This is a genomic window from Rhizobium sp. Rhizsp82, assembly GCF_047325115.1.
GTDB lineage: Bacteria > Pseudomonadota > Alphaproteobacteria > Rhizobiales > Rhizobiaceae > Rhizobium.
In genome coordinates this window covers 2,815,052-2,837,601 of record NZ_CP168570.1, presented here as the reverse complement: position 1 = coordinate 2,837,601, position 22,550 = coordinate 2,815,052, and the positions used below count along the sequence as shown (strand labels likewise).

General features: G+C 62.0%; 28 protein-coding genes and 1 riboswitch. Of the genes, 14 read left to right on the top strand and 14 right to left on the bottom strand.

What is annotated here, in order from left to right; all coding sequences use genetic code 11:
* Window positions 1-153 precede the first annotated feature (153 nt).
* The 4 genes from ACEN84_RS19130 (at window position 154) to ACEN84_RS19115 (ending at window position 2,998) form a co-directional block, all read left to right on the top strand.
* Window positions 154-1,395, top strand: a complete 1,242-nt coding sequence (locus ACEN84_RS19130) for a cysteine desulfurase (RefSeq protein ID WP_413709560.1) — start codon at window positions 154-156, stop codon at window positions 1,393-1,395.
* A 10-nt stretch (window positions 1,396-1,405) separates the two neighbouring features.
* Window positions 1,406-1,786 carry an SUF system Fe-S cluster assembly protein gene (locus ACEN84_RS19125; RefSeq protein ID WP_112716391.1) on the top strand — a complete coding sequence of 127 codons (381 nt, stop codon included), beginning with the start codon at window positions 1,406-1,408 and terminating at the stop codon, window positions 1,784-1,786.
* A gap of 94 nt (window positions 1,787-1,880) precedes the next feature.
* Window positions 1,881-2,276, top strand: a complete 396-nt coding sequence (sufA, locus tag ACEN84_RS19120; RefSeq protein ID WP_112716389.1) for a Fe-S cluster assembly scaffold SufA — start codon at window positions 1,881-1,883, stop codon at window positions 2,274-2,276.
* Window positions 2,277-2,368: 92 nt separating this feature from the next.
* Window positions 2,369-2,998, top strand: a complete 630-nt coding sequence (locus tag ACEN84_RS19115) for a LysE family translocator (RefSeq protein WP_413709559.1) — start codon at window positions 2,369-2,371, stop codon at window positions 2,996-2,998.
* Window positions 2,999-3,000: 2 nt separating this feature from the next.
* Here the strand turns inward: ACEN84_RS19115 and ACEN84_RS19110 are convergent, their stop codons facing one another.
* The gene (locus tag ACEN84_RS19110) at window positions 3,001-3,276 is read right to left on the bottom strand and encodes a flagellar basal body protein (RefSeq protein ID WP_199629585.1); all 276 of its coding nucleotides are present in this window, start codon (window positions 3,274-3,276) and stop codon (window positions 3,001-3,003) included.
* Between the two features lie 202 nt (window positions 3,277-3,478).
* Between ACEN84_RS19110 and ACEN84_RS19105 the strand changes: the two genes are divergently transcribed.
* Window positions 3,479-4,279, top strand: coding sequence for a class I SAM-dependent methyltransferase (locus ACEN84_RS19105; RefSeq protein WP_413709558.1), 801 nt, complete (start codon window positions 3,479-3,481; stop codon window positions 4,277-4,279).
* Between the two features lie 6 nt (window positions 4,280-4,285).
* Here ACEN84_RS19105 and ACEN84_RS19100 read toward each other — a convergent pair whose 3' ends face one another.
* From ACEN84_RS19100 to gcvT, 5 genes are all read right to left on the bottom strand, one after another.
* Complete coding sequence (locus ACEN84_RS19100; RefSeq protein ID WP_112716383.1) at window positions 4,286-4,555, bottom strand: DUF982 domain-containing protein; 270 nt, start codon at window positions 4,553-4,555, stop codon at window positions 4,286-4,288.
* Window positions 4,556-4,589: 34 nt separating this feature from the next.
* The gene (locus ACEN84_RS19095; protein WP_413709557.1) at window positions 4,590-5,237 is read right to left on the bottom strand and encodes an alpha/beta hydrolase; all 648 of its coding nucleotides are present in this window, start codon (window positions 5,235-5,237) and stop codon (window positions 4,590-4,592) included.
* Between the two features lie 66 nt (window positions 5,238-5,303).
* The gene (gene gcvP / locus ACEN84_RS19090) at window positions 5,304-8,168 is read right to left on the bottom strand and encodes an aminomethyl-transferring glycine dehydrogenase (protein ID WP_413709556.1); all 2,865 of its coding nucleotides are present in this window, start codon (window positions 8,166-8,168) and stop codon (window positions 5,304-5,306) included.
* Window positions 8,168-8,530 (bottom strand): glycine cleavage system protein GcvH, encoded by a 363-nt coding sequence (gene gcvH / locus ACEN84_RS19085; protein WP_112716379.1) that lies wholly within the window; start codon window positions 8,528-8,530, stop codon window positions 8,168-8,170. The genes gcvP and gcvH overlap by 1 nt, the downstream gene beginning before the upstream one ends.
* Window positions 8,531-8,554: 24 nt before the next feature.
* A complete protein-coding gene (gene gcvT / locus ACEN84_RS19080) occupies window positions 8,555-9,691 on the bottom strand; it encodes a glycine cleavage system aminomethyltransferase GcvT (protein WP_413709555.1) in 1,137 nt (378 codons plus the stop codon).
* A gap of 150 nt (window positions 9,692-9,841) precedes the next feature.
* Window positions 9,842-9,934: riboswitch (glycine riboswitch) on the bottom strand.
* Between the two features lie 157 nt (window positions 9,935-10,091).
* Here gcvT and ACEN84_RS19075 point away from each other — a divergent pair.
* Window positions 10,092-10,472 (top strand): hypothetical protein, encoded by a 381-nt coding sequence (locus ACEN84_RS19075; protein WP_413709554.1) that lies wholly within the window; start codon window positions 10,092-10,094, stop codon window positions 10,470-10,472.
* A gap of 76 nt (window positions 10,473-10,548) precedes the next feature.
* Window positions 10,549-11,535, top strand: coding sequence for a copper chaperone PCu(A)C (locus ACEN84_RS19070; protein ID WP_413709553.1), 987 nt, complete (start codon window positions 10,549-10,551; stop codon window positions 11,533-11,535).
* A gap of 54 nt (window positions 11,536-11,589) precedes the next feature.
* Here ACEN84_RS19070 and ACEN84_RS19065 read toward each other — a convergent pair whose 3' ends face one another.
* Window positions 11,590-11,859 (bottom strand): hypothetical protein, encoded by a 270-nt coding sequence (locus ACEN84_RS19065; protein WP_112716371.1) that lies wholly within the window; start codon window positions 11,857-11,859, stop codon window positions 11,590-11,592.
* Window positions 11,860-11,970: 111 nt separating this feature from the next.
* On the opposite strand from ACEN84_RS19065, the gene crcB reads away from it, so the two are divergent.
* The 7 genes from crcB to ACEN84_RS19030 all read left to right on the top strand — a co-directional run bounded on the left by crcB (window position 11,971) and on the right by ACEN84_RS19030 (window position 17,491).
* Window positions 11,971-12,348 carry a fluoride efflux transporter CrcB gene (gene crcB / locus ACEN84_RS19060; RefSeq protein ID WP_413709552.1) on the top strand — a complete coding sequence of 126 codons (378 nt, stop codon included), beginning with the start codon at window positions 11,971-11,973 and terminating at the stop codon, window positions 12,346-12,348.
* 90 nt (window positions 12,349-12,438) lie between these two features.
* Window positions 12,439-13,431: an RluA family pseudouridine synthase gene (locus ACEN84_RS19055; RefSeq protein WP_413709551.1), complete on the top strand. Its 993-nt coding sequence runs from the start codon at window positions 12,439-12,441 to the stop codon at window positions 13,429-13,431.
* A complete protein-coding gene (locus ACEN84_RS19050; protein WP_413709550.1) occupies window positions 13,428-14,078 on the top strand; it encodes an HAD-IA family hydrolase in 651 nt (216 codons plus the stop codon). Before ACEN84_RS19055 ends, ACEN84_RS19050 begins: the two co-directional genes overlap by 4 nt.
* 9 nt (window positions 14,079-14,087) lie before the next feature.
* Window positions 14,088-14,876 (top strand): ATP12 family chaperone protein, encoded by a 789-nt coding sequence (locus ACEN84_RS19045; RefSeq protein WP_413709549.1) that lies wholly within the window; start codon window positions 14,088-14,090, stop codon window positions 14,874-14,876.
* A gap of 70 nt (window positions 14,877-14,946) precedes the next feature.
* The gene (locus ACEN84_RS19040; RefSeq protein WP_413709548.1) at window positions 14,947-15,402 is read left to right on the top strand and encodes a hypothetical protein; all 456 of its coding nucleotides are present in this window, start codon (window positions 14,947-14,949) and stop codon (window positions 15,400-15,402) included.
* 33 nt (window positions 15,403-15,435) lie between these two features.
* On the top strand, window positions 15,436-16,968 hold the full coding sequence (locus tag ACEN84_RS19035) for an acyl-CoA carboxylase subunit beta (protein WP_130278263.1): 1,533 nt from the start codon (window positions 15,436-15,438) through the stop codon (window positions 16,966-16,968).
* A gap of 127 nt (window positions 16,969-17,095) precedes the next feature.
* Window positions 17,096-17,491 carry a DoxX family protein gene (locus tag ACEN84_RS19030; protein WP_112716357.1) on the top strand — a complete coding sequence of 132 codons (396 nt, stop codon included), beginning with the start codon at window positions 17,096-17,098 and terminating at the stop codon, window positions 17,489-17,491.
* 39 nt (window positions 17,492-17,530) lie between these two features.
* Here ACEN84_RS19030 and sugE read toward each other — a convergent pair whose 3' ends face one another.
* The 7 genes from sugE to ACEN84_RS18995 form a co-directional block, all read right to left on the bottom strand.
* Window positions 17,531-17,845 (bottom strand): quaternary ammonium compound efflux SMR transporter SugE, encoded by a 315-nt coding sequence (gene sugE, locus ACEN84_RS19025; RefSeq protein ID WP_112716355.1) that lies wholly within the window; start codon window positions 17,843-17,845, stop codon window positions 17,531-17,533.
* Window positions 17,846-18,000: 155 nt separating this feature from the next.
* Complete coding sequence (fghA, locus tag ACEN84_RS19020; protein ID WP_413709547.1) at window positions 18,001-18,834, bottom strand: S-formylglutathione hydrolase; 834 nt, start codon at window positions 18,832-18,834, stop codon at window positions 18,001-18,003.
* A 1-nt stretch (window position 18,835) separates the two neighbouring features.
* The gene (locus tag ACEN84_RS19015) at window positions 18,836-19,303 is read right to left on the bottom strand and encodes a YaiI/YqxD family protein (RefSeq protein WP_112716351.1); all 468 of its coding nucleotides are present in this window, start codon (window positions 19,301-19,303) and stop codon (window positions 18,836-18,838) included.
* 12 nt (window positions 19,304-19,315) lie between these two features.
* Window positions 19,316-19,615, bottom strand: coding sequence for a type II toxin-antitoxin system RelE/ParE family toxin (locus tag ACEN84_RS19010; protein ID WP_413709546.1), 300 nt, complete (start codon window positions 19,613-19,615; stop codon window positions 19,316-19,318).
* 4 nt (window positions 19,616-19,619) lie between these two features.
* Complete coding sequence (locus ACEN84_RS19005) at window positions 19,620-19,886, bottom strand: type II toxin-antitoxin system ParD family antitoxin (RefSeq protein ID WP_413709545.1); 267 nt, start codon at window positions 19,884-19,886, stop codon at window positions 19,620-19,622.
* Window positions 19,887-19,959: 73 nt separating this feature from the next.
* Window positions 19,960-21,087 (bottom strand): S-(hydroxymethyl)glutathione dehydrogenase/class III alcohol dehydrogenase, encoded by a 1,128-nt coding sequence (locus ACEN84_RS19000; protein ID WP_413709544.1) that lies wholly within the window; start codon window positions 21,085-21,087, stop codon window positions 19,960-19,962.
* Window positions 21,088-21,209: 122 nt separating this feature from the next.
* A complete protein-coding gene (locus ACEN84_RS18995) occupies window positions 21,210-22,472 on the bottom strand; it encodes a hypothetical protein (protein ID WP_413709543.1) in 1,263 nt (420 codons plus the stop codon).
* Window positions 22,473-22,550: the final 78 nt, after the last annotated feature.

Here is a 22,550-nt window from a genome sequence, read left to right as displayed (position 1 = left end):
GGCTTGTCCCGAGGATCTAAGCCGGTTCAGAAACGTAGACGTGGATAGATCCTCGGGACAGGCCCGAGGATGACGTAGCGCAGGCGGTAACGGCTGCGAAACCAAAACCTTCTGCGGTAGCTCCTCTAAGGAGCGACATGAAAGGGTCTGAAAATGGACCAGACAACGCCCGTAACCACGTATGACGTCGAAGCCATTCGCAGGGATTTCCCGATCCTGGCGAAGGAAGTGTATGGCAAGCCGCTGGTCTATCTCGACAACGGCGCGTCGGCCCAGAAGCCGCAGGCCGTCATCGACGCGGTGACGCATGCCTATTCGAACGAATATGCCAATGTGCATCGCGGCCTGCATTTCCTGTCGAATGCCGCAACCGAGGCCTATGAAGCTGCGCGCGAAAAGGTGCGGCGCTTCCTCAATGCGCCGTCGGTCGATGATATCGTCTTCACCAAGTCGTCCACCGAGGCGATCAATACGGTCGCCTACGGCTGGGGCATGCCGAAGATCGGCGAGGGCGACGAGATCGTCGTGTCGATCATGGAGCATCACTCCAACATCGTTCCCTGGCACTTCATCCGCGAGCGCCAGGGCGCCAAGCTGGTCTGGGTTGATGTCGATGACGACGGCGCCTTCCATATCGAGGCTTTCGAGAAGAGCCTGACGGAGCGCACCAAGCTCGTTGCCATCACCCATATGTCGAATGCGCTCGGCACAGTCGTTCCGGTCAAGGAGATCTGCCGCATCGCTCATGAGCGCGGTATTCCGGTGCTGCTCGACGGTTCGCAGAGTGCTGTCCATATGCCTGTTGATGTGCAGGATATCGACTGCGACTGGTATGTGATGACTGGCCACAAGCTCTACGGTCCGTCGGGGATCGGCGTGCTCTACGGCAAGAAGGATCGCCTTCGCGAGATGCGCCCGTTCCAGGGCGGCGGCGAAATGATCTTCGAGGTCACCGAAGACAACGTCACCTATAACGAGCCGCCGCATCGTTTCGAGGCCGGCACGCCGCCGATCGTTCAGGCGATCGGTCTCGGCTATGCGCTGGATTACATGGACAAGATCGGCCGCGAGGCGATCGCGCGCCATGAGGCGGATCTGACGGCCTATGCGACCGAGCGGCTGCGCGAGGTCAATTCGCTGCGGGTCATCGGCAATGCGCCGGGCAAGGGCGGCATTTTCTCCTTCGAGCTTGCAGGCCTGCATGCCCATGACGTCTCGACGGTTATCGATCGGCGTGGTGTTGCGGTTCGCGCCGGCACGCATTGCGCCATGCCGCTCTTGAAACGCTTCGGCGTGACCTCCACATGCCGTGCGTCATTCGCGATGTATAATACCCGCGCCGAGGTCGATGCCTTGGCCGATGCGCTGGAATATGCGCGCAAGTTCTTTGCTTGAGGATACCGTAATGAGCCTTGATGACAGCGAACAGAAGACCGACGTGCGCGAGGGTATCGTGCATTCGAGCATTCCGGCGGAAGAGCTGGCGCGTCTCAGCGACGACGTGATCGGCGCACTGAAGACGGTCTACGACCCGGAAATTCCGGCCGATATCTTCGAACTCGGTCTGATCTACAAGATCGACATCGAAGACGACCGCATGGTCAAGATCATGATGACGCTGACCGCGCCCGGTTGCCCCGTGGCCGGCGAGATGCCCGGCTGGGTCGAGAATGCCGTCGGCGCCGTCGAAGGCGTGTCGGGCGTCGAGGTCGAGATGACCTTCGATCCGCCGTGGACGCCGGACCGCATGTCGGAAGAGGCGCAGGTCGCCGTCGGCTGGTACTAATTGGCGGCTGGTATTGATCGGTTAAGCCACTGGCACTACATTTGATTCATGAAACACCGGACCTTCAATCCGTGTGCGTAAGGAGAATGAGCCGATGGGCTTTGCAGTGATGAGCATGACGCAGGAAGCGGCCGATCGCGTGAAGGCGATCGTCGGCGGTGCAGGACCGGATGCCAAGGGCATTCGCGTCGGCATCAAGAAGGGCGGCTGCGCCGGGATGGAATATACCATCGACATGGTGACCGAGCCCAACCCGAAGGACGACCTGATCGAGCGCGATGGTGCGAGCGTCTGGATCGAGCCGTCGGCCGTGCTCTATCTGCTCGGCACCCAGCTCGGCTTCGAGCAGACGACGCTGCGCTCCGGCTTCACCTTCACCAACCCGAACCAGACATCGGCCTGCGGCTGCGGGGAATCCGTCGAACTGAAGCCAGCCGATCTCGCGGCACTTGCTGCGCAGGGCAATCCCGTGGTGACCGCTTCGCATTGATGCGCGGTCTCATGGCCACCAACAGGCCGCCAGCGATGGCGGCTTTTTCTTTTTGCGGTTGTCCGATCGCGGCGGCGTAACATCTCTCAGGCATGATCATCGAAACGCTGCTTCTGCTGTTTGCCAAAGGCGCTCTGCTCGGTCTCGTCATCACGATACCGCCGGGGCCGATTGCGACGCTTTGCATCGACCGCAGCCTGAACCGCGGTTTCGCCTCGGGTGCGGCGATAGGCATCGGCGCGGCGCTCGGCGATTCCGTCTACGCGCTGGTCGCTGCGGCGGGTCTGGCGATGGTGTCCAATGTCGTCGATGCCTATTCGCTACCGATCGCGGCGGTTGGCGGGCTGCTCCTGATCTTTCTCGGCATTCGCGACCTCGTGACGCCGCCGGCGGCTGCGCGCGAAATGGGGGCAGGGATCCGCACGATCGCCTCGACCTTCCTGCTGGCAATTTCAAATCCCGGCGCGCTGCTCTCTTTCGGCGGTTTGTTTGCCGGTCTCGGGCTTGTGGACGGCAATACGCCGATGGAAACGGCGGCGATCGTCGTTGGCGTCTTTGCGGGTGCGATGGTGTGGTGGACGCTGCTCAGCGCCGTCGTCAATCTGGCGCGGGACCGGATCTCGCGCGACGTGACGCTGCTGATCCGCCGCATATCCGGATGGCTGATCATCGGCTTCGGCGGCGCCATTCTCGGCTATGCCGCGGTCAATCTGTTCGGCTGAAATCAGTCGCGCTTGATGGTGGCGAGCAGTTGCCAGAGATCGGCGCCGGTTTCGAAGACGATCGCATTCGCCTTGTAGCCCTGTGCCGACTGCATCATGTCCGTCATCTCGGTGGCGAGATCGGCCGGCTGACCTTCATCCGTCGTCATCGTCGAGGGATCGATACGGCTGTAGCCCGGCGTGTTAAGATTGGCGACATTGTTGGCGGTGGCGGCGAAACGGTTGGTCTGCGCGCGCATGCCCGACGACGCGGTATTCATGATGCTCGAGATGTTCATCAGCCGGTATTCCCCACACTTCCGTAGACTTGCTATAGCAGCCGGCGCTTAGCGAATGCTGAACGGGTTTCGTTAACGGCATTGGCGCTCGAAAGCACGATCTGTTTCGAACTGGTGCAGCTTCGTGAAGTCGGGCGGCGTGGTCCGTGCTTGGCAAGGGCGAGGCCGGGGATTACCATGCTGGCAGTTGACGGAGGCGCCGATGTCCTCGAGTTTCAATGTCCACAAGGCATCCGGATACGAACAGCTGATGGGACGCTGGAGCCAGAAGCTCGCGCTGCCATTCATCGATTTTGCCGGTGTTGAGCATGGTGATCGCATTGTCGATGTCGGCTGCGGCACCGGCAGTTTGACCTTCGCGCTTGCCCATTCCCGGCGTATCCAGGCGATCGAGGCGATCGATTTCTCATCCGTCTTCGTCGAGGAGGCGCTGCGGCGGAACAATGATCCGCGGATCACCATACGGCAGGCCGATGCCTGCGCATTGCCTTTCGAGGCCGCGAGCTTCGATCGCGCGCTGGCTTTGCTCGTCCTGCATTTCATTCCCGAGGCAAAGAAGGCGATCGGCGAAATGCGCCGGGTCACGCGGCCCGGCGGTACCGTTGCGGCCGTCGTCTGGGATCATCTCGGCGGCATGGCGGGCATGCGGATGATGATCGATACGGTCGCGGCGCTCAGCGAGGCCGGACGCCAGCTTCGCAACCGCTATTGCTTCCAGCCGATGATGCAGCCGGGCGAGATGAAGCGGGCTTTCATCGAAGGCGGGCTCCTCGATGTCGAGGAGACGCAGCTCATGATCCGCATGAATTACGAAAATTTCGACGACTACTGGGGGCCGGTTGCAGCGGGGGAAGGGCCGCTCGGCGCATTTGTGGGCAAGCTCGACGGCGCGGAGAGGGCGCAGGTCGATGCTGCGGTACGCGATGCCTACGAAGCCGGGCGGCCCGACGGTCCGCGATCCTTTGCCAATGTCGCATGGGCCTGCCGGGGCCGCGTGCCCTGAGGCGGCTTATTTCTTGATGTCGATACCGGCTTCGACAGCCGCGGCGATGAAGGCGTTGCGGGCTTGTTCGTTGCTGGCCTTGCCCTTGATGACGTCGGCGCAGATCAGCAGCGCCTTGTCGAGCGCCGGGCCATCCTCGGTCGGCCAGTCCTCGATCATCGCCCAGGAGGCGGCCTGCGTGGTGCCGATCGTCACATATTGGCCGGGCTCTTCGAGCGCCAGCAGCACGGGGTTTGCCCAGGGCACCTGAGTGAGATCGTTGTCGGATTTTGCCATGGGGGAACCTGCCTTTATCGAAAGTCCGATGTCCTTAGCGGTGCAGGTCTTCTGCGACAAGGGAAAAGGTCTCGGTCTCCAGCCATCGCTTGATGATGCCGGGTTCGTTCTCGTGGAGGCCATGGCCCGTTGGCGAAATCTGAAATTCGACTTTCGCGCCGGCGGCCTGGAGTTGCTGCGCGGATTTCGCGGCATCTTCGGGCTGGCGGCGATCATCGTATTCACCGCCGAGGATCAGGATCGGCTTTGCCGCCATCGGTGGCAGGGCTGCGTCAGGTGCGGGAGATAGCGGACGGATGAGGACTGCGCCGAGCGCGCAGGCCGGATCGTGCATGAGCAGCGATGCGGCCATAATCGCGCCGTTCGAGAAGCCAAGCAGGATGGGTGGTGCTGATATGAGTTGGGTTTCGATGGCTGTGGCGAGGAACAAATGGATTCGTCCGGTCTGAACCGCAAGATCTGCGTTATCCAGCGTCCGGTCGCTATTGCGCCGGAAGAAGGCATAGCCGCCTTCCCAGGCAATGCCACCGCGCAGTGATATGACCGGGTGATCCGGTGCAGCCTCCGCGGCGAGCGGCAGAAGTTCCGTCTCGTCCATGCTGCTGCCATGCATCAGCAGCAGTGGCGGTAAGCGGCGATCGCCTGCTAAGGCGATGTAGTGGAAGCCCTGCAGGTCAGCCATCGTCAGGTCACGATCTTCGAGAAATGAAAACGCCCGGGCAAAGCCGGGCGTTTCGTTGTTCAGCGCTTACTCGGCCGCTTCGGCGTAGTCTTCCAGCGGCGGGCAGGTGCAGATCAGGTTGCGGTCGCCATAGACGTTGTCGACGCGGTTGACCGGCGACCAGTACTTGTCGACACGGAAGGCGCCGGGCGGGAAGCAGGCCTGTTCGCGCGAATAGGGGCGATCCCACTCGCCGACCAGGTCTTCGACCGTGTGCGGGGCGTTCTTCAGCGGGTTATTCTGCTTGTCCGACCGGCCTTCCTCGATGTCGCGGGCTTCCTGCCGGATCGCCAGCATGGCTTCGCAGAAGCGGTCGAGTTCGGCCTTGGTTTCGGATTCCGTCGGCTCGATCATCAGCGTGCCGGCAACCGGCCAGCTCATGGTCGGTGCGTGGAAGCCGCAGTCGATCAGGCGCTTGGCGACGTCATCGACCGTCACACCGCAGCTGTCGACCAGCGGGCGGGTGTCGATGATGCATTCATGCGCCACGCGGCCAGCTTCGGACTTGTAGAGCACGTCATAGGCACCCTTGAGGCGGGCAGCGATATAGTTGGCGTTGAGGATCGCCACCTTGGTAGCCTGCGTCAGGCCTTCGCCGCCCATCATCAGGCAGTAGCTCCAGGAGATCGGCAGGATCGATGCCGAACCGAAGGCCGCAGCCGAGACGGCGCCGGGGCGGCCGTCGGTTTCCGAGTGACCGGGCAGGTGCGGTGCCAGATGCGACTTGACGCCGATCGGGCCCATGCCCGGACCGCCGCCGCCATGCGGAATGCAGAAGGTCTTGTGCAGGTTGAGGTGGCTGACGTCGGAGCCGATGTCACCAGGGCGGGACAGGCCGACCATGGCGTTCATGTTGGCACCGTCGAGATAGACCTGGCCGCCGTGCTTGTGCACGAGTTCGCAGATTTCCTTCACCGTTTCCTCGAACACGCCATGCGTCGAGGGGTAGGTGATCATGCAGCAGGAGAGGTTCTCCGAATACTGCTCGGCCTTGGCGCGGAAATCGTCGAGGTCGATGTCGCCGTTTTCGCGGACCTTTACCACCACGACCTTCATGCCGACCATCTGGGCAGAGGCCGGGTTGGTGCCGTGCGCGGAGGTCGGGATCAGGCAGACGTCGCGGTGACCATTGCCATTGGCAATATGGTAGTTGCGGATCGTCAGCAGGCCCGCATATTCGCCCTGTGCGCCGGAGTTCGGCTGCATGGAGAAGGCATCGTAACCGGTGACGGCGCAGAGCTTTTCCGTCAGGTCGTCGATCATCTCGCGATAGCCGAGCGCCTGGTCGGCCGGAACGAACGGATGGATATCCGAGAATTCGGGCCAGGTGATCGGCAACATTTCAGCCGTGGCGTTCAGCTTCATCGTGCAGGAGCCGAGCGGGATCATCGAGCGGTCGAGCGCCAGATCGCGGTCGGAGAGCCGGCGGATGTAGCGGGTCATTTCGCTTTCGGCGCGGTTCATGTGGAAGATCGGATGCGTCAGGTATTCGCTGGTGCGCAGCAGATCCTTCGGCAGGCGATAGGACGGCTCGAAATCGCCGACGGCGAAATTGCCGCCGAATGCGCGCCAGACGGCTTCCAGCGTTGCCGGGCGGGTACGCTCGTCAAGGCTCATGCCGATCTTGGTGCCGCCGACCTTGCGCAGGTTGACGCCTTCGGCGACGGCTGCGCGCAAGATCAGACCCTGCATGTGGCCGACATCGACGGTGATCGTGTCGAAGAAGGTTTCCGGCTCGGCCCTGTAGCCAAGCTTTTCGAGGCCCTTGGCCATCAGCACGGCCTTCTGGTGGACCTGCTGGGCGATCGCCTTGATGCCCTTCGGACCATGGAAGACGGTGTACATGGAGGCCATGACGGCGAGCAGGACCTGCGCGGTGCAGATGTTCGACGTCGCCTTTTCGCGGCGGATATGCTGTTCGCGGGTCTGCAGCGACAGGCGGTAGGCGCGGTTACCGCGGGCATCGACGGAGACGCCGACGAGACGGCCCGGCATCGAGCGCTTGTGCGCGTCCTTGACCGACATGTAGGCCGCATGCGGACCGCCATAACCGACAGGAACGCCAAATCGCTGCGACGAACCGATGGCGATATCGGCGCCCATTTCGCCCGGCGACTTCAGCAGCGTCAGAGCCAGGATGTCGGCAGCGACGATGGCGATCGCGCCCGTCTGGTGCAGGCGGGAGATAAGGCCGGTGAAGTCGTGGATGTGGCCATGCGTGCCCGGATACTGGAAGATCGCGCCGAAGACATCGACGGGATCGAGATCGGTGAAGGGATTGCCCACGATGACCGACCAGCCGAGCGGCTCGGCGCGGGTCTTGATCAGCTCGATCGTCTGCGGATGGCAGGCGGCGTCGACGAAGAAGGCCTTGGCCTTCGACTTCGAGACGCGCTCGGCCATCGCCATGCCTTCGGCGGCAGCCGTTGCTTCGTCAAGAAGCGAGGCGTTGGCGACGTCGAGACCCGTGAGGTCGCAGATCATCGTCTGGTAGTTCAGGAGCGCTTCGAGGCGTCCCTGCGAAATTTCCGGCTGGTAGGGCGTGTAGGCCGTGTACCAGGCGGGGTTTTCGAGAATGTTGCGCTGGATGACCGGCGGCGTGATCGTGCCGTAATAGCCCTGGCCGATCAGCGAGGTCAGAACCTTGTTCTTGTTGGCGGTCTCGCGCAGCTTGTCGAGCGCTTCGCGCTCCGTCATCGGCGCGCCCCAGAGGAGCGGCGCCTTCTGGCGGATGGAGGGCGGGACGGTCGCGTCGATCAGCCCGTCGAGGCTGTTATAGCCGATGACCTTGAGCATATCGGTCATTTCGGCCGGAGACGGACCGATATGGCGGCGATTGGCAAAGTCGTAGGGCTGGTAGTCGGTGAACTGGAATTCGGTCGGCGTCGTCATTACGCGGTGAGCTCCTTGTAGGCCGCTTCATCGAGCAGGCCATCGGCATCAGCCGCATTTGCAAGCTTCAGCTTGAAGAACCAGCCGGCGCCCTGCGGATCGGAATTGACCAGCGACGGGTCGGCAACGATGGCTTCGTTGACTTCGGTGATCTCGCCATCCAGCGGACAATAAACGTCGGAGGCCGCCTTGACGGATTCGACGGTGGAAGCATTGTCGTTCTTGGCGAAGGTCGCGCCGATCTCCGGCAGTTCGACGAATACGAGGTCGCCGAGCTGATCAACGGCGTAATTGGTGATTCCGACCGTTGCAACGCCGCCTTCGATCTTCAGCCATTCATGTTCTTCGGTAAACTTGAGCATTGTTTGTCCTCTCTGGGAAAAGTTTCAGCGTTTGTAGGTCGGCGTAATAAAGGGTAGGGCGCTGACGGTGACGGGCAGGTACTTGCCGCGCACTTCAGCGAAAATGACCGTTCCGGCAGCCGCATGCGACAACGGCACGTAACCCATGGCGACGGGACCCTCGACGCTCGGGCCGAAGCCGCCGGACGTGACTTCGCCGAGCTCGGTCTTGCCTTCGGCATCGGCATAGAGCTTGGCACGGCCGCGCACCGGCGCCTTGCCGTCCGGCTTCAGGCCGACGCGGCGGCGCGTGGCGCCATTGTCGAGCTCGGAGAGGATGCGGCCGGCACCCGGGAAACCGCCGGCGCGGACGCCGCCCGTCTTGCGGGCCTTCTGCATGCCCCATTCAAGGGCAGCTTCGACCGGCGTCGTCGTCGTGTCGATATCGTTTCCATAGAGGCAGAGGCCGGCTTCGAGGCGCAGCGAATCGCGGGCACCGAGGCCGATCGCCTCAACATCCGGATGCTCAAGCAACCGCTTGGTGACATCCTCGGCCTTGTCGGCGGGAATGGAGATTTCGAAGCCGTCTTCGCCGGAATAGCCGGAGCGGGAAACCAGACAGGAAACGTCATGCAGGCGGCAGTGGCGCACATCCATGAACTTCATGGCGGCGACGTCGGCCCAGAGTTCGGCGAGCACATCGACGGCGCGCGGTCCCTGAAGCGCGATGAGCGCGCGGTCGAGCAGGGTGATGTCGCAGCGATCGCCGATGTGCTTGCGCATATGCGCGACGTCTTCTTCCTTGCAGGCGGCGTTGACGACGACGAAGAGATGATCGTCGAGATGGGTGATCATCAGGTCGTCGAGAATGCCACCGTTGTCATCGGTGAAAAAACCGTAGCGCTGGCGTCCTTCGGCGAGGCCGAGAATATCGACGGGCACGAGGCTTTCGAGCGCAAGTGCGGCATCTTCATACTTGCCCGACTTCGCCTTCACGATGACCTGGCCCATGTGGGACACGTCGAAGACGCCGGCCGCCTGGCGGGTCTGCAGGTGTTCCTTCATGACGCCGGCCGGATATTGCACCGGCATGTCGTATCCCGCGAAGGGAACCATGCGGGCGCCGAGCGACAGATGCAGCGCATGAAGCGGGGTTTTCTTGAGGGCAGCAGTATCGTCCAATGACGCCTCCGGTCGTTGCGCGTGGAATTCCATGCGCGGGCTCAAATGAAGGCGCGGCTGCGCCTCGTTATCGAGCCCCCTCTGTCCTTGCGCCTGAGATTGTTATCCCTTCGGCGAGCGTTTCGAGAACGCCTCTCTCCAGAGTTCCGTCTGCCCCTTGTGGTCCTTTTGCCTGAGAGTTTCCGGGGCGGTTGCTCCTTCGGCACCGGCACTTGCGAACCGGCTTCTCCCAACAAGGTCGCGGCAATTATCGGGCGGAACGGGTTGTTGGCAAGGGGGAATGTCGCCGCCGAACAAATTTTTGTCGCGGCATCACGGCGCAAATTGTGATCTGCGTCAAATCGGCTTTTGCTTTTCGCCAATAAAGTGATTAATCGCGACAGCCGCGGAAGGGGATTTGATGGCGAACACAGGCCGGAAAGCTGGGATGCTGACGCGCATGATCTGCGCGCTGGGCCTGCTTGTGCTCGGCCTTGCGCATCAGGCGCCGCAGCTTGCCGCCGAACCCCTCTATAGCAGCGCCGAATATGCCCTGCCTGACGGCTCCTTCGCCTCGCTTTGCGTGACTGTCAAGGACGATGACGGCAAGCACCTGCCGATGGGGCCGAATTGCGAGGTCTGCCGTCTCGCTGCCTTGATCATCCTGCCTGCGCCGGATGCGGCCGCATGGCTGAAGCTCGACTTTGCTTCTTTCGAGAATACCCTGACCAGCGATATCGCCGCCCTAGCGGTGCGCGCGGTCGCGCAGCCAAAATCCCGGGGGCCGCCGGTTCTGGCCTGATCTCCAGCCCGAACCGAAATGCAACATGATGCCGGAGCCCGCCAAGACGATGCGGATGCCGGCGAGGAGACACCAGATGAAAACCGTTCAGACCCTTGGCCTTGCCGCCGCTCTTTCCTTTGCCGCAACGGCCGCCAGCGCCCATGTGACCTTCCTCGACGCCGAGGCGCCGCAGGAAGCGACGATTCTCGCGACCCTGCAGGTGCCGCATGGCTGCGATGGCAAGCCGACCAATGAAGTGCAGGTGAAGCTGCCGGAAGGTTTCGTTTTCGCTAAGCCGCAGCCGAAGGCCGGCTGGCAGCTCGAGGTCATCAAAGGCGACTACAAGAAGAGCTACGACAATCACGGCACGCCCGTGAAGTCGGGCGCGATCGAGATCCGCTGGAAGGGCGGCAATCTCTCCGACGATTTCTACGACACCTTCGTCATCCAGGGTAAGGTCTCCGGCGTCGATGCCGGGACGTCGCTGGCTTTCCCGGTCACGCAGCTCTGCGGCGATACCGTCGAGGCCTGGGACCAGGTTGCCGCCGAAGGCAGCGATCCGCACAAGCTGAAGAGCCCGGCGCCGGTGCTGACTGTTGTCGCGGGCAGCGATCACGGCCACGGTCATGACGACATGGCGGGCATGGACATGAGCGGCATGGCCGGAATGGCGATGGCTGCACCCGCTGGCGATGAAGCCAAGCTCGGCGATCTCGAAATCTCCGGCGCCTTTGCCAAGGCGATGCTGCCGGGCCAGCCGGTCGGTGGCGGCTTCCTGACGATCAAGAACGGCGGCAAGACCGACGATACGCTGATTTCGGTGTCCTCGCCGAAGGCCGGCGAAGTGCAGATGCACGAGATGAAGACCGAGAACAACGTGATGAAGATGCGTGAGCTCAAGGGCGGCATCAAGGTTCCGGCCGGCGAGACCGTCAAGCTGGAGCCAGGCGCCCTGCATCTGATGTTCCAGAAGGTGACGGCGCCGTTCAAGCAGGGCGACAGCGTTCCAGTAACGCTGACCTTCGAGAAGGCCGGCAAGGTGGATGTGACGCTGAAGGTCCTGTCCGCCCAGGGCAAGTAAACAGCAAAAGGCCCGCGGCTTTCACCGCGGGCCTTTTCGCTTCCTGGGGGTGAATCAGACTTCCTCGTAAGACCTGAGCGCCTGCTGCAGGCCGGCCTGCGGTTGCTTGTTGCCCTTGGTCATCAGGTCGAGGGCCACCTCGGTCGATTGGATGATGTTGGGCGAATCTTCGAGCTCGTCGGCGGCTGCCACGCCGCGCAGCTGGCGTTCGGCCATCCGGCGCGTTTCCTTGGCGGCCATGTTCGGCGGCACGCGCTGAGCGATCCTCAGCGACTCGAAAGCGGCGGCCGCGGTGCTCGCGGATATGGTTACGACCTGTGTCATCCGCTTCAGGATAGACAGTCCGTGTTCTTGCCCCGCTAAGGAAATCGCTCGCATTTTAGCGATGGGCCGGAAACTGTTGGAATCGGCGGGCTGCTGCGCTACACAACGCCCATGTTTCAAGCTCTTCTCGTTGCCGGCGGCGGTGCTGCCGGGTCTGTGCTGCGCTATTTCGTCGGTCAGTGGTCCCTCAGATTATGGGGGCCGAACTTTCCGTGGGGTACGCTGATCGTCAATATCGTCGGCTGCTTCATCATCGGCGTGTTTGCCGAGATGATCGCGCGCCGCTTCAATGCGTCGGCAGATCTCCGGCTGCTGCTGATCACCGGCTTTCTCGGAGGCTTCACGACGTTTTCGGCCTTTTCGCTCGATGCTATCTCGCTCTTCGAGCGCGGCGAGGCGGTGATGGGCGGCGTCTATATTGCTGCCAGCGTCGGTCTCTCGATGGCCGCCGTCATCGCTGGTCTCGCCCTGATGCGCGCTTTGCTCTGAAAGGCGGTTCCCGCGCGAGCAAAAATGCTCTAAAGCCAGCGGCAACCGCCGCGCCAGGCGCAGGCAATCATTTCCGGAAAGACAAGAACAATGGCCGGTATCGAACATATCACTGTTGAAGCCGACGAAGCGGGCATGCGCCTCGATCGCTGGTTCAAGATCCATTATCCGGGGCTCGGTTTCGGCCCCTTGCAGAAACTGCTGCGCTCCGGCCAGGTCCGTGTCGATGGCGGCCGGGTGAAGACCGATGCGCGCATCCAGCCGGGACAGGTCGTCCGCGTGCCGCCGCTTGACGTCGATGCCAAGAAGACCGGGCCGATAGCCTCTCATGACCTGAAGCACGGTGACGATTACGATCTCCTGCAGCGCATGGTACTGCACGAAGACGACAAGGTGATCGTGCTCAACAAGCCTGCCGCCCTTGCCGTGCAGGGCGGATCGGGCGTCACCCGCAACATCGACAAGATGCTGGAAGCCTGGACCAACAAGAAGGGCGAGAAACCGCGGCTCGTCCACCGCCTCGACCGCGACACGTCGGGGGTTTTGGTCATCGCCCGCACCCGCGGCGCGGCGCAGAAGCTGACGGCCGCCTTCCGTGAGCGCGATACGAAGAAGACCTACTGGTCGCTGGTACGCGGCGTGCCGCGCAAGCACGAAGACAAGATTTCGACTTGGCTGGTGAAGGAAGCGACCGAGGACGGCGATCGCATGCGGATCGCCAAGCATGGCGAGGACGGCGCCGACCACGCCATTTCCTACTACCGCGTCCTTGAGACTGCCGCTCAGAACCTCGCCTGGCTTGAGATGGAGCCTTATACAGGACGTACACACCAGCTGCGCGTCCACGCCCTCCACATCGGACACCCGATCATCGGCGATCCCAAATATTTCATCGAGGATCCGAACTGGGCATTCCCGGGCGGCATCCAAAAGCGGCTGCATCTGCATGCCCGCAAGATCGATATTCCGCATCCGGACGGCGGCCGCCTTAAGGTGACCGCGCCGCTGCCGCCGCATATGGTCCAGACCTGGAACCTGCTTGGCCTCGATCTCGCCGGTGCCGAAAGGGACGACGAGGAATGAAACTGGCGCTTTTCGATTGCGACGGCACGCTCGTCGATAGTGCTGCGCTGATCCACGAGGTCATGGCGCGCACCTTCGTGGATTTCGGCCATCCGCGGCCGGATATCTCGGCAACCAAGTCGATCATCGGCCTGACGCTCGATATCGCCATTGCCCGGATGCAGGGCAAGCCGCATGTCGATGACGAGGCGGTGGAGATGACCGCGCATTATAAGAAGATCTACATGGACGTGCGCAGCGAGCCGGGCATGGACGTGCCACTGTTCGACGGCATCAAGCCGGTGATTGCAGCGCTTGCCGCGCGTGACGACATCCTGATCGGCGCCGTCACCGGCAAATCGCGGCGCGGCCTTGTGAACGTTCTCGAAACGCACGGCTTTGCGCCGGATTTCATCGTCTCGCGCACCGCCGACGACTGCCCGTCGAAGCCGCATCCGGCGATGGTTACCGAATGCTGTGACGAAACCGGCATGAATCCGGCCGACGCCATTGTCATCGGCGATGCGATTTACGATATGCAGATGGCAAAGGCGGCCGGCGCCAAGGCGATCGGCGTATCCTGGGGTTATGCAAGTGTCGAAGACCTTGTTGCCGCCGGGGCCGATGCCATCGTCCGCCATCCGAAAGACCTGCTCGAGCATTTTTGAGGTGACGCCATGCGCGACCTGTTGAACGACCTTTCCGAAGGTCTCAGCCATCCCGATCCGATCCGCCGCGCGCAGATCCAGATGAAGAAGCCGCTGCCGAAGCGCTTCTACAAGGATGTGACCGTTGCCGAACAGGAAGACGGCGGCTTCGCCATCCTGCTCGACGGCAAGGCGGTTCGCACACCTGCCAAGCAGATTCTGGCCGTTCCCGCCAAGGCGCTTGGCGATCTGCTTGCTGCCGAATGGGATGCGCAGGCCGAGATGATCGATCCGTCGACCATGCCGGTGACCCGTCTGGCCAATACGGCACTCGATGGCGTTGCCAGCGATACGCAGGCGGTCATCGAGGATCTCTTGCGCTTTTCGTCCAGCGATCTTCTCTGCTACCGCGCCGACGGCCCGGAAATGCTGGTGAAGCGGCAGGCCGATCGCTGGGATCCGGTGCTCGACTGGGCGGCCGACGATCTTGGCGCGCGCTTCATCCTGATCGAGGGTGTCATTCACCACGAGCAGCCGCGTGACGCGATCGCCGCCTTCGGTGTGACGCTGCGCCGCCACGACGATGCGCTGACGCTCGCCGCCTTGCATACGATCACGACGCTGACAGGTTCGGCGATCCTGGCGCTCGCTTTTGCCGAGCGGCACCTGACTATGGACGAGGTTTGGTCGCTCGCGCATCTCGATGAAGACTGGACGATCGAGCATTGGGGCAGCGACGAGGAAGCCGAGGCGCGCCGCGCCAAGCGCTTCGAAGACTTCAAGGCCGCCGCGGATGTTTTTTTGGCGCTAAGGGCCTGAAACATATTGCTTTGACAGCCAGAATGGCGAAATCTGCGACTCCTGACGGGGGATAGGTGCAGGTTTTGCAATGAAGTTGCTGCGGTTATGTTTTTGCCAATTGGCGGTGATTTGCGTGGCCTTGAGCGCCTGCAGCATGGGCTCGAAGGAGCCGCCTGCGCCGATCTATGACGTCCGCAGCGCGGTCGTTCTCGGTGGCGTCGGCGTTCCGCCGGCGGTATTGTCGGGGATCAGCGACCGCGTCAATGCGGCTATCAACGCCACGGTCCGCACCGACGTCTATCCGCGCGTCGTTCTGACGATCCGCATCGTTTCCGTCACCAAGGGGCAGGGGTTCGACAAGAACCGCAACGTCGCCAAAATCACGGCCGACGCGGCCTCGGTCGACGACGGCTCGGTCATCGGTGTCTCGGCCTTCGACGTTTCGAGCTTCGCCAACGATCCGGCTATGGCCGACCAGATTCTTGCAGAGGATATTGCCGCGCGCATCCGCTCGGCGTTCCAGCTGACGGCCGGGCGCGGCTGACGACGAGCCGCTCGCGCGGCGGGAGGAGATTTCATGAAGGAAATTCTCGAAGAGCTTGAGCGCCGGCGCGATGCGGCCCGTCTCGGCGGCGGCGAGGCGCGCATCGAAGCGCAGCACAAACGCGGCAAGTTGACGGCGCGCGAGCGCATCGACCTCATCCTCGATGAGGATTCCTTCGAAGAATTCGACATGTTCGTCGAGCATCGTTCGACCGATTTCGGCATGGAGAAGAGCCGGATCGCCGGCGACGGCGTTGTCACCGGCTGGGGAACGGTCAATGGCCGTACGGTCTTCGTCTTTGCCAAGGATTTTACCGTCTTCGGCGGCTCGCTTTCGGAAGCGCATGCCGAGAAGATCATGAAGGTGCAGGATATGGCGCTGAAGAACCGCGCGCCCATCATCGGCATCTATGACGCCGGCGGCGCCCGCATCCAGGAAGGTGTCGCGGCACTCGGCGGCTATGCCGAGGTGTTCCAGCGCAATGTGCTCGCCTCGGGCGTCATCCCGCAGATCTCCGTCATCATGGGTCCCTGCGCCGGCGGTGACGTCTATTCCCCTGCCATGACCGATTTCATCTTCATGGTCCGCGACACGTCCTATATGTTCGTCACCGGCCCCGATGTGGTGAAGACCGTGACCAACGAGACGGTGACGGCAGAAGAGCTCGGCGGCGCCTCGGTCCATACGACGCGATCTTCGATTGCCGACGGCGCCTATGACAATGATGTCGATACGCTGCTGCAGGTGCGCCGCCTGATCGATTTTCTGCCGCAGTCCAACACTTCGCCGATCCCCGAAATCGAATGTTACCAGCCGGTGACAGAGTCCGACGAGTCGCTGGATACGCTGGTTCCGGCCAATGCGAACAAGCCCTACGACATCAAGGAACTGATCCTGAAAGTCGCCGACGAGGGCGATTTCTTCGAGATCCAGGCGAGCTTTGCCAAGAACATCGTCTGCGGCTTCGGGCGGATCGAGGGCTCGACGGTGGGTTTCGTCGCCAACCAGCCGATGGTGCTTGCCGGCGTGCTCGACAGTGACGCCTCGCGCAAGGCGGCGCGCTTCGTGCGCTTCTGCGACTGCTTCAACATTCCTCTTGTCACCTTCGTCGACGTGCCGGGATTTCTGCCGGGGACGGCGCAGGAATATGGCGGTCTGATCAAGCATGGCGCCAAGCTGCTGTTTGCCTATGCCGAGGCGACGGTTCCAAAGCTGACGGTCATTACCCGCAAGGCCTTCGGCGGCGCCTATGACGTCATGGCGTCGAAGCACCTGCGCGGCGACTTGAACTATGCCTGGCCGACAGCGCAGATCGCCGTGATGGGCGCCAAGGGCGCCGTCGAGATCATCTTCCGCAAGGATATCGCCGATCCCGAAAAGATCGCCGCGCATACGAAAATGTACGAGGACCGGTTCCTGTCACCCTTCGTCGCCGCCGAGCGTGGCTATATCGACGAGGTGATCATGCCGCATTCGACGCGCCGCCGTCTGGCGCGGGGATTGAAGATGCTGCGCAACAAGGATCTCTCCAATCCCTGGAAGAAGCATGACAACATTCCGCTCTGACCGAATAAAACTGTGCTTTCCGGTGTTTAGGCACTGTCGAAGATGTGAACGCCATCCGTGATTCCGTGATTTTTCTCGGCATCGCGGACAGGCTAACGCTCTTCCTGCCCCTAGAAGGAGAGTCTTTATGTCTGCTTTTGATCGTTTGAGCGCCTATCAGCCCTATGCACTGGCTGCGCTCAGAATTTTTGCCGCTCTGCTGTTCATCGAACACGGCACGATGAAACTTTTCGCCTTCCCGATCCCGCAGGGTGACGGTGGCTCGCTGCCGCCGCTGTTCCTCGTCGCCGCATTGCTGGAAGTTATCGGCGGCCTGCTTGTTCTCGTCGGCTTCCTGACGCGTCCGGTTGCTTTCCTGCTGTCCGGCGAAATGGCGATCGCCTATTTCATGGCGCATTTCCCGCGCGGCTTCTATCCGGCGGTCAATGGCGGCGGTGAAGCAATCCTGTTCTGCTTCATCTTCCTGTTCCTGGTCTTTGCCGGCGCCGGCGCGCTTTCGGTCGATAGCCGCAAGACGGTCTGAAATGAGAAATGCCGCGGTTTGATCCGCGGCATTTCCACTTTATGCGGTGAGTTTCAGTCCGGCGATGCCGGCAACGATCAGGCCGATGCAGGCGAGGCGCGCAGCGTTTGCGGGGTCACCGAGCAGCCAGATGCCGAGCAGCACGGTGCCAACTGTGCCGATACCGGTCCAGATCGCGTAAGCCGTGCCAATCGGCAGCGTCTTGACCGCCAGCCCCAAGAGAACCACGCTGATCACCATCGAGACGACCGTCAGAACGGTCGGCATGGGGCGTGTGAAGCCATCGGTATATTTCAGACCGATCGCCCAACCACATTCGAAAAGACCTGCGAGAAACAGCAGGAACCAGGCCATCTTACTCTCCTCGTTAAGAGCGAGGCCGTCCCCGCGACTTTTGCGCCCGAAGGCTCGGGCGCCGCAGTCGTCTGCGTTGTCAGTCATATGCGACGCGGGGCGGCGAAGTTCAAGCTAGGATTTGGCATAGCTGCCATGCCACCCGTTTCCTGTGCTCAGCCGAGGCGTTCGGCGTGCCAGCGCAAGTGGTCGTCCATGAAGGTGGAGATGAAGTAGTAGGAGTGATCGTAGCGCTCGTGCATGCGCAGCGTCAGCTGGATGTCCGTGCCCTTGATCGCATCCTCGAAAAGCCAGGGGCGCAGGCCGGTTTCGAGGAAACCATCGGCCTTGCCCTGGTCGATCAGGAATTCCGGGAAACGTGCGCCGTCGCTTAACAGAGCACAGGCATCATATTGCCGCCAGGCCTTGCGATCGGCGCCGAGATATTTTTCGAGCGCCGGGGCGGACCAGTCCGCGGTCGAGGGTTCGACGATCGGTGCGAAAGCCGAACAGCTCTTGAAACGGCCGGGGTTCTTCAGCGCGATCGTCATGGCTCCATGACCGCCCATCGAGTGGCCGAAGATGCCCTGACGGCTCATGTCGGCACGAAACTGTTCGGCGATCAGGGCAGGGAGCTCTTCGGTGATGTAGGTGTACATCTGGAAGTGTTCGGCCCAGGGCGCCTCGGTCGCGTCGAGATAAAAGCCTGCGCCCTTGCCCATCTGCCAGTTGGTCAGCTCATCGGCGACGTCGTTGCCGCGCGGGCTGGTGTCGGGGCAGACAATGATCATGCCGAGCTCGGCGGCGAGGCGGCGGTATTCGCCCTTTTCCATGACGTTGGCATGGGTGCAGGTCAGGCCGGAGAGATACCAGAGCACCGGGCAGGGCTCCTTGATGGCTTTCGGCGGCACGAAGACGGCAAAGGTCATCTCGCATTTGCAAGCCTCGGATTCGTGGCTGAATACGCCCTGCATGCCGCCGAATGCGGTCGCCTGCGAAATGATCTTCATGTCAGTCTCCAGTCTGTTCGGAAATGTTCTTGGCGCGGCGGCAGAGCCGGTCGAAGGTTTCGAGGAAACGCGAGCGATCCTTCGGGCCGAAAGCGGCGTTGTAGCCCTTGCTCTCGCCAGTCTCGCGCAGATGCGCGCCTAGATCGCGCATGGCGCTCGCCATGCCGATATTGGTGTCGTCGAAGACACGGCCTGTGGGGCCGCACACCAATGCACCGGCAGCCACACAGCGCACGGCGAGTGGCACGTCTGCGGTGACGACGACATCGGCTATTGCCGCATGCTCGGCAATCCAGTTGTCGGCGGCATCGAAGGCGTTCGAGACGATGACGTTGCGCACCATCGGATCGCGCGACGGCCGCAGCCCGGAATTGGCGACGAACGTCACCTCCATCCCGAGCCTTTCGGCGACCTTCAGGATTTCCGGCTTGACCGGACAGGCGTCGGCGTCGACGTAGATTTGCGGCATGGTCTTTTGTTTCTATTCGTCGAAATAGCGGTGGTAATCACGTGCGGCGTTGAGGATGCGGATCAATTCAATGCCACTGCCGTCAGGGATCGGATCGTAGATGATGATGTAGCTGCGGTATGGGAACATCCGAAGCCTGGGATAGCGGCGGAACCGCTGAACACCAAGCAACGGGTTATTCGCCAGTATCTCGTAGCGCATCTCCAGTTCCAGAATGAAATCATCCGCCCGGGCTTCGCTGTCGCGGGCGATGAAGCGCCAGATACCGTAGAGATCCTCGACGAATTGCGGTCTGCGAAGGATAACGGCCACCTAGTCAGGTCCGCGCCCGGAAGGATGCGAGAAGCTTACTTGCGGGCTCCATGGGCGCAGCCTCGCCGCTACGCAGGCCGAGCTCGACTTCATCTTCCAGAGCGCTGACAAACGCGGCAGCCTGGTTCTCACGATCTTCGAGCAGGCGCAGCCCAGTGGCAACCACGTCGTTCGCTCCCGCGAAGCGTCCCGTCCGCACCAGCTCATCGACAAGAGCCTGCTGCTCTGACGTAAGAGATATCGAGGACGATTGCGCCACACTGGCTCCCATCGGTTTGCTATTCCATCAGTCTAACAAGGCGAGGCCCGCATTTCCAGATCGATGGAAATGCAGGCCGCTCTGCTTAGTATACCACCACGCCGCGGATGCTTTCACCCTTGTGCATCATGTCGAAGCCCTTGTTGATGTCTTCGAGGGGCATCGTGTGGGTGATCATCGGGTCGATCTGGATTTTGCCCTGCATGTACCAGTCGACGATTTTCGGGACGTCGGTGCGGCCGCGGGCGCCGCCGAAGGCCGTGCCCATCCAGTTGCGGCCGGTGACCAGCTGGAACGGACGGGTGGAGATTTCCTGGCCGGCGCCGGCAACGCCGATGATGACGGACTTGCCCCAGCCGCGATGCGAGGATTCGAGCGCCTGGCGCATCACCTTGGTGTTGCCGGTGCAGTCGAAGGTGTAATCGGCACCGCCGATCAGGTCGCCGTTGCGCTTCGTCAGGTTGACGAGGTAGGGCACGATATCGTCGCCAACATCCTTCGGGTTGACGAAATGCGTCATGCCGAATTTCTCGCCCCATTCCTTGCGGTCGTTGTTGATGTCGACGCCGATGATCATGTCGGCGCCGGCAAGGCGCAGGCCCTGGAGAACGTTGAGGCCGATGCCGCCGAGACCGAAGACGATCGCCGTCGAGCCGATTTCCACCTTGGCGGTGTTGATGACGGCGCCGATGCCTGTCGTGACGCCGCAGCCGATGTAGCAGATCTTGTCGAAGGGGGCGTCCGGGTTGACCTTGGCAACGGCAATCTCGGGCAGAACCGTGAAATTGGCGAAGGTCGAGCAGCCCATGTAATGATGGATCTTGTCCTTGCCGATCGAGAAGCGCGAGGTGCCGTCGGGCATCAGGCCCTGGCCCTGCGTCGAGCGGATCGCCGTGCAGAGATTGGTCTTGCGCGACAGGCAGGAATAGCACTCGCGGCATTCAGGCGTGTAAAGCGGAATGACATGGTCGCCCTTCTTCACCGAGGTGACGCCCGGGCCGACATCGACGACGATACCTGCGCCTTCGTGGCCGAGTATGGCCGGAAACAAGCCTTCCGGATCGGCGCCCGAGAGGGTGAAGTCGTCGGTATGGCAGATACCTGTTGCCTTCACCTCGATCAGCACTTCGCCGGCCCTCGGCCCGTCGAGCTGAACTGTCATGACTTCCAAAGGCTTGCCTGCCTGAACGGCGACTGCAGCGCGAACGTCCATCGTCTGATCTCCCTATCTGATTTGCTGGGCGGACAATCGCACGGCGGCAGAGGGGCGCTCAAGCGAAAAGCTTGATCAAAAGACACTTTGTCCGGGATGCGGCAGCCAGTTTGCCACCAACGTCAGAAAAGCTTTTCGCTCGCGAAAATAATGGCATAGCCGTGCATGGCGATCGCCGCGTAGAAGCCGAATGCAACGAGCATCCTTTCACCATCATTCATCTCATCAAGCTTCTGACGCGGGTTGACCGAGCCGGAGCCGATCATGCTCATCAGGATGAAGACGGCCAGCCCGGCGATCAGCAGATTGTTCGACAGGCCGATCGCCCAACCGACGCCGACAATGCAGGCGGTGACGGTGAAGCTGGCGACGATCAGCGAGTGCCGGGTGCGGAAGATCTGGCGCAGCACCTGACCGCCGTCGAAACGGTGCATCGGCAGCAGGTTGAGAAGATTGAAGGCGCCGAGGATCAGCAGCAGGACGAGCAGCGGCCGGCCGACGCTAGCCGGCACGACGCCGTGGCCGATGCCCTGGATGGCAGCGATGATGATCGGCACGACGAATGCCGACATTCCTGCGCCCATCAGAGCGCAGGCGGCAACCTCGAAAAGAGTCTTGTAGGGGCGCCCGCCAATCGCGATACCGCCGAGCAGCGGGATGAAGATCATCCGCACCGATCTGTGCCCGAAGGCGCGGTAGGCCGCCATGTGGCCGAGCTCGTGAAGGGCGATGACCATGGTCAGAAAGGTCGAGATCATCAGGCCGCTGGCAGTGAGCCCGAAGAACGGCCAGAGCAGCAGAGTGGAAAGCACGGCCAGGAAGGTTTGAACCAGAGGCCTTTCGAAATGGCCTTGCGGCCTGGAAATGCCGGTTTCCAGCCATCCCTGCAAGGAGCGGATTTCGCGCTGGAGCACGAAATAGCGGAAGATGAGGAAGGCGAGGCCGCGATAGTGGTCGGTCTGGCTTATCTCCAGCGCAGAGCCCTGTGGCGTGGACCTGATGATGCGGCTTTCGCTGTAATGCTGCCAGAAGGCCGGATCGAGCGTGCTGTCGTCGGCGATCCGCGACCGGAAGGCATGCGCGCCGCCGGCAGGAAGCGGATCGAGCGCCAGGACACGGCGCAGCGGCTCTCCATTGCGGTCGAGATGGCTGTAGACCTGCTCGACGAAACCCGGCCGATGGGCGATGGCCCTGCTGCTGATGACGGCATGATGCCAATCGGCAGATTCGCCTACTGGATTGATCGCCTTCCAGAGGGTTTCGGGCGGACAGCGGAAGGCTCTGGTCACGCTGATCGTGCGCAGACCGAGCGGAATGCGCATCAGAAGCCAGAGCAGACCGAGATTGATGAACAGCAGGATGGCCGCCGATTGAAGCGCCGACATAGAGGACTCCGGCCCCAGCCACAGGGCGAAAACGGCTCATCATAGCGCGAGCCGCATTAACAAATGCCCTTGTCACCG

Bases quoted from the DNA above. Each gene is read 5' to 3' on its own strand.
- ACEN84_RS19130 (WP_413709560.1), top strand. From the start codon at position 154: ATGGACCAGACAACGCCCGTAACCACGTATGACGTCGAAGCCATTCGC.
- ACEN84_RS19125 (WP_112716391.1), top strand. From the start codon at position 1,406: ATGAGCCTTGATGACAGCGAACAGAAGACCGACGTGCGCGAGGGTATC.
- sufA (WP_112716389.1), top strand. From the start codon at position 1,881: ATGGGCTTTGCAGTGATGAGCATGACGCAGGAAGCGGCCGATCGCGTG.
- ACEN84_RS19115 (WP_413709559.1), top strand. From the start codon at position 2,369: ATGATCATCGAAACGCTGCTTCTGCTGTTTGCCAAAGGCGCTCTGCTC.
- ACEN84_RS19110 (WP_199629585.1), bottom strand. From the start codon at position 3,276: ATGAACATCTCGAGCATCATGAATACCGCGTCGTCGGGCATGCGCGCG.
- ACEN84_RS19105 (WP_413709558.1), top strand. From the start codon at position 3,479: ATGTCCTCGAGTTTCAATGTCCACAAGGCATCCGGATACGAACAGCTG.
- ACEN84_RS19100 (WP_112716383.1), bottom strand. From the start codon at position 4,555: ATGGCAAAATCCGACAACGATCTCACTCAGGTGCCCTGGGCAAACCCC.
- ACEN84_RS19095 (WP_413709557.1), bottom strand. From the start codon at position 5,237: ATGGCTGACCTGCAGGGCTTCCACTACATCGCCTTAGCAGGCGATCGC.
- gcvP (WP_413709556.1), bottom strand. From the start codon at position 8,168: ATGACGACGCCGACCGAATTCCAGTTCACCGACTACCAGCCCTACGAC.
- gcvH (WP_112716379.1), bottom strand. From the start codon at position 8,530: ATGCTCAAGTTTACCGAAGAACATGAATGGCTGAAGATCGAAGGCGGC.
- ACEN84_RS19075 (WP_413709554.1), top strand. From the start codon at position 10,092: ATGGCGAACACAGGCCGGAAAGCTGGGATGCTGACGCGCATGATCTGC.
- ACEN84_RS19070 (WP_413709553.1), top strand. From the start codon at position 10,549: ATGAAAACCGTTCAGACCCTTGGCCTTGCCGCCGCTCTTTCCTTTGCC.
- ACEN84_RS19065 (WP_112716371.1), bottom strand. From the start codon at position 11,859: ATGACACAGGTCGTAACCATATCCGCGAGCACCGCGGCCGCCGCTTTC.
- crcB (WP_413709552.1), top strand. From the start codon at position 11,971: ATGTTTCAAGCTCTTCTCGTTGCCGGCGGCGGTGCTGCCGGGTCTGTG.
- ACEN84_RS19055 (WP_413709551.1), top strand. From the start codon at position 12,439: ATGGCCGGTATCGAACATATCACTGTTGAAGCCGACGAAGCGGGCATG.
- ACEN84_RS19050 (WP_413709550.1), top strand. From the start codon at position 13,428: ATGAAACTGGCGCTTTTCGATTGCGACGGCACGCTCGTCGATAGTGCT.
- ACEN84_RS19045 (WP_413709549.1), top strand. From the start codon at position 14,088: ATGCGCGACCTGTTGAACGACCTTTCCGAAGGTCTCAGCCATCCCGAT.
- ACEN84_RS19040 (WP_413709548.1), top strand. From the start codon at position 14,947: ATGAAGTTGCTGCGGTTATGTTTTTGCCAATTGGCGGTGATTTGCGTG.
- ACEN84_RS19035 (WP_130278263.1), top strand. From the start codon at position 15,436: ATGAAGGAAATTCTCGAAGAGCTTGAGCGCCGGCGCGATGCGGCCCGT.
- ACEN84_RS19030 (WP_112716357.1), top strand. From the start codon at position 17,096: ATGTCTGCTTTTGATCGTTTGAGCGCCTATCAGCCCTATGCACTGGCT.
- sugE (WP_112716355.1), bottom strand. From the start codon at position 17,845: ATGGCCTGGTTCCTGCTGTTTCTCGCAGGTCTTTTCGAATGTGGTTGG.
- fghA (WP_413709547.1), bottom strand. From the start codon at position 18,834: ATGAAGATCATTTCGCAGGCGACCGCATTCGGCGGCATGCAGGGCGTA.
- ACEN84_RS19015 (WP_112716351.1), bottom strand. From the start codon at position 19,303: ATGCCGCAAATCTACGTCGACGCCGACGCCTGTCCGGTCAAGCCGGAA.
- ACEN84_RS19005 (WP_413709545.1), bottom strand. From the start codon at position 19,886: ATGGGAGCCAGTGTGGCGCAATCGTCCTCGATATCTCTTACGTCAGAG.
- ACEN84_RS19000 (WP_413709544.1), bottom strand. From the start codon at position 21,087: ATGGACGTTCGCGCTGCAGTCGCCGTTCAGGCAGGCAAGCCTTTGGAA.
- ACEN84_RS18995 (WP_413709543.1), bottom strand. From the start codon at position 22,472: ATGTCGGCGCTTCAATCGGCGGCCATCCTGCTGTTCATCAATCTCGGT.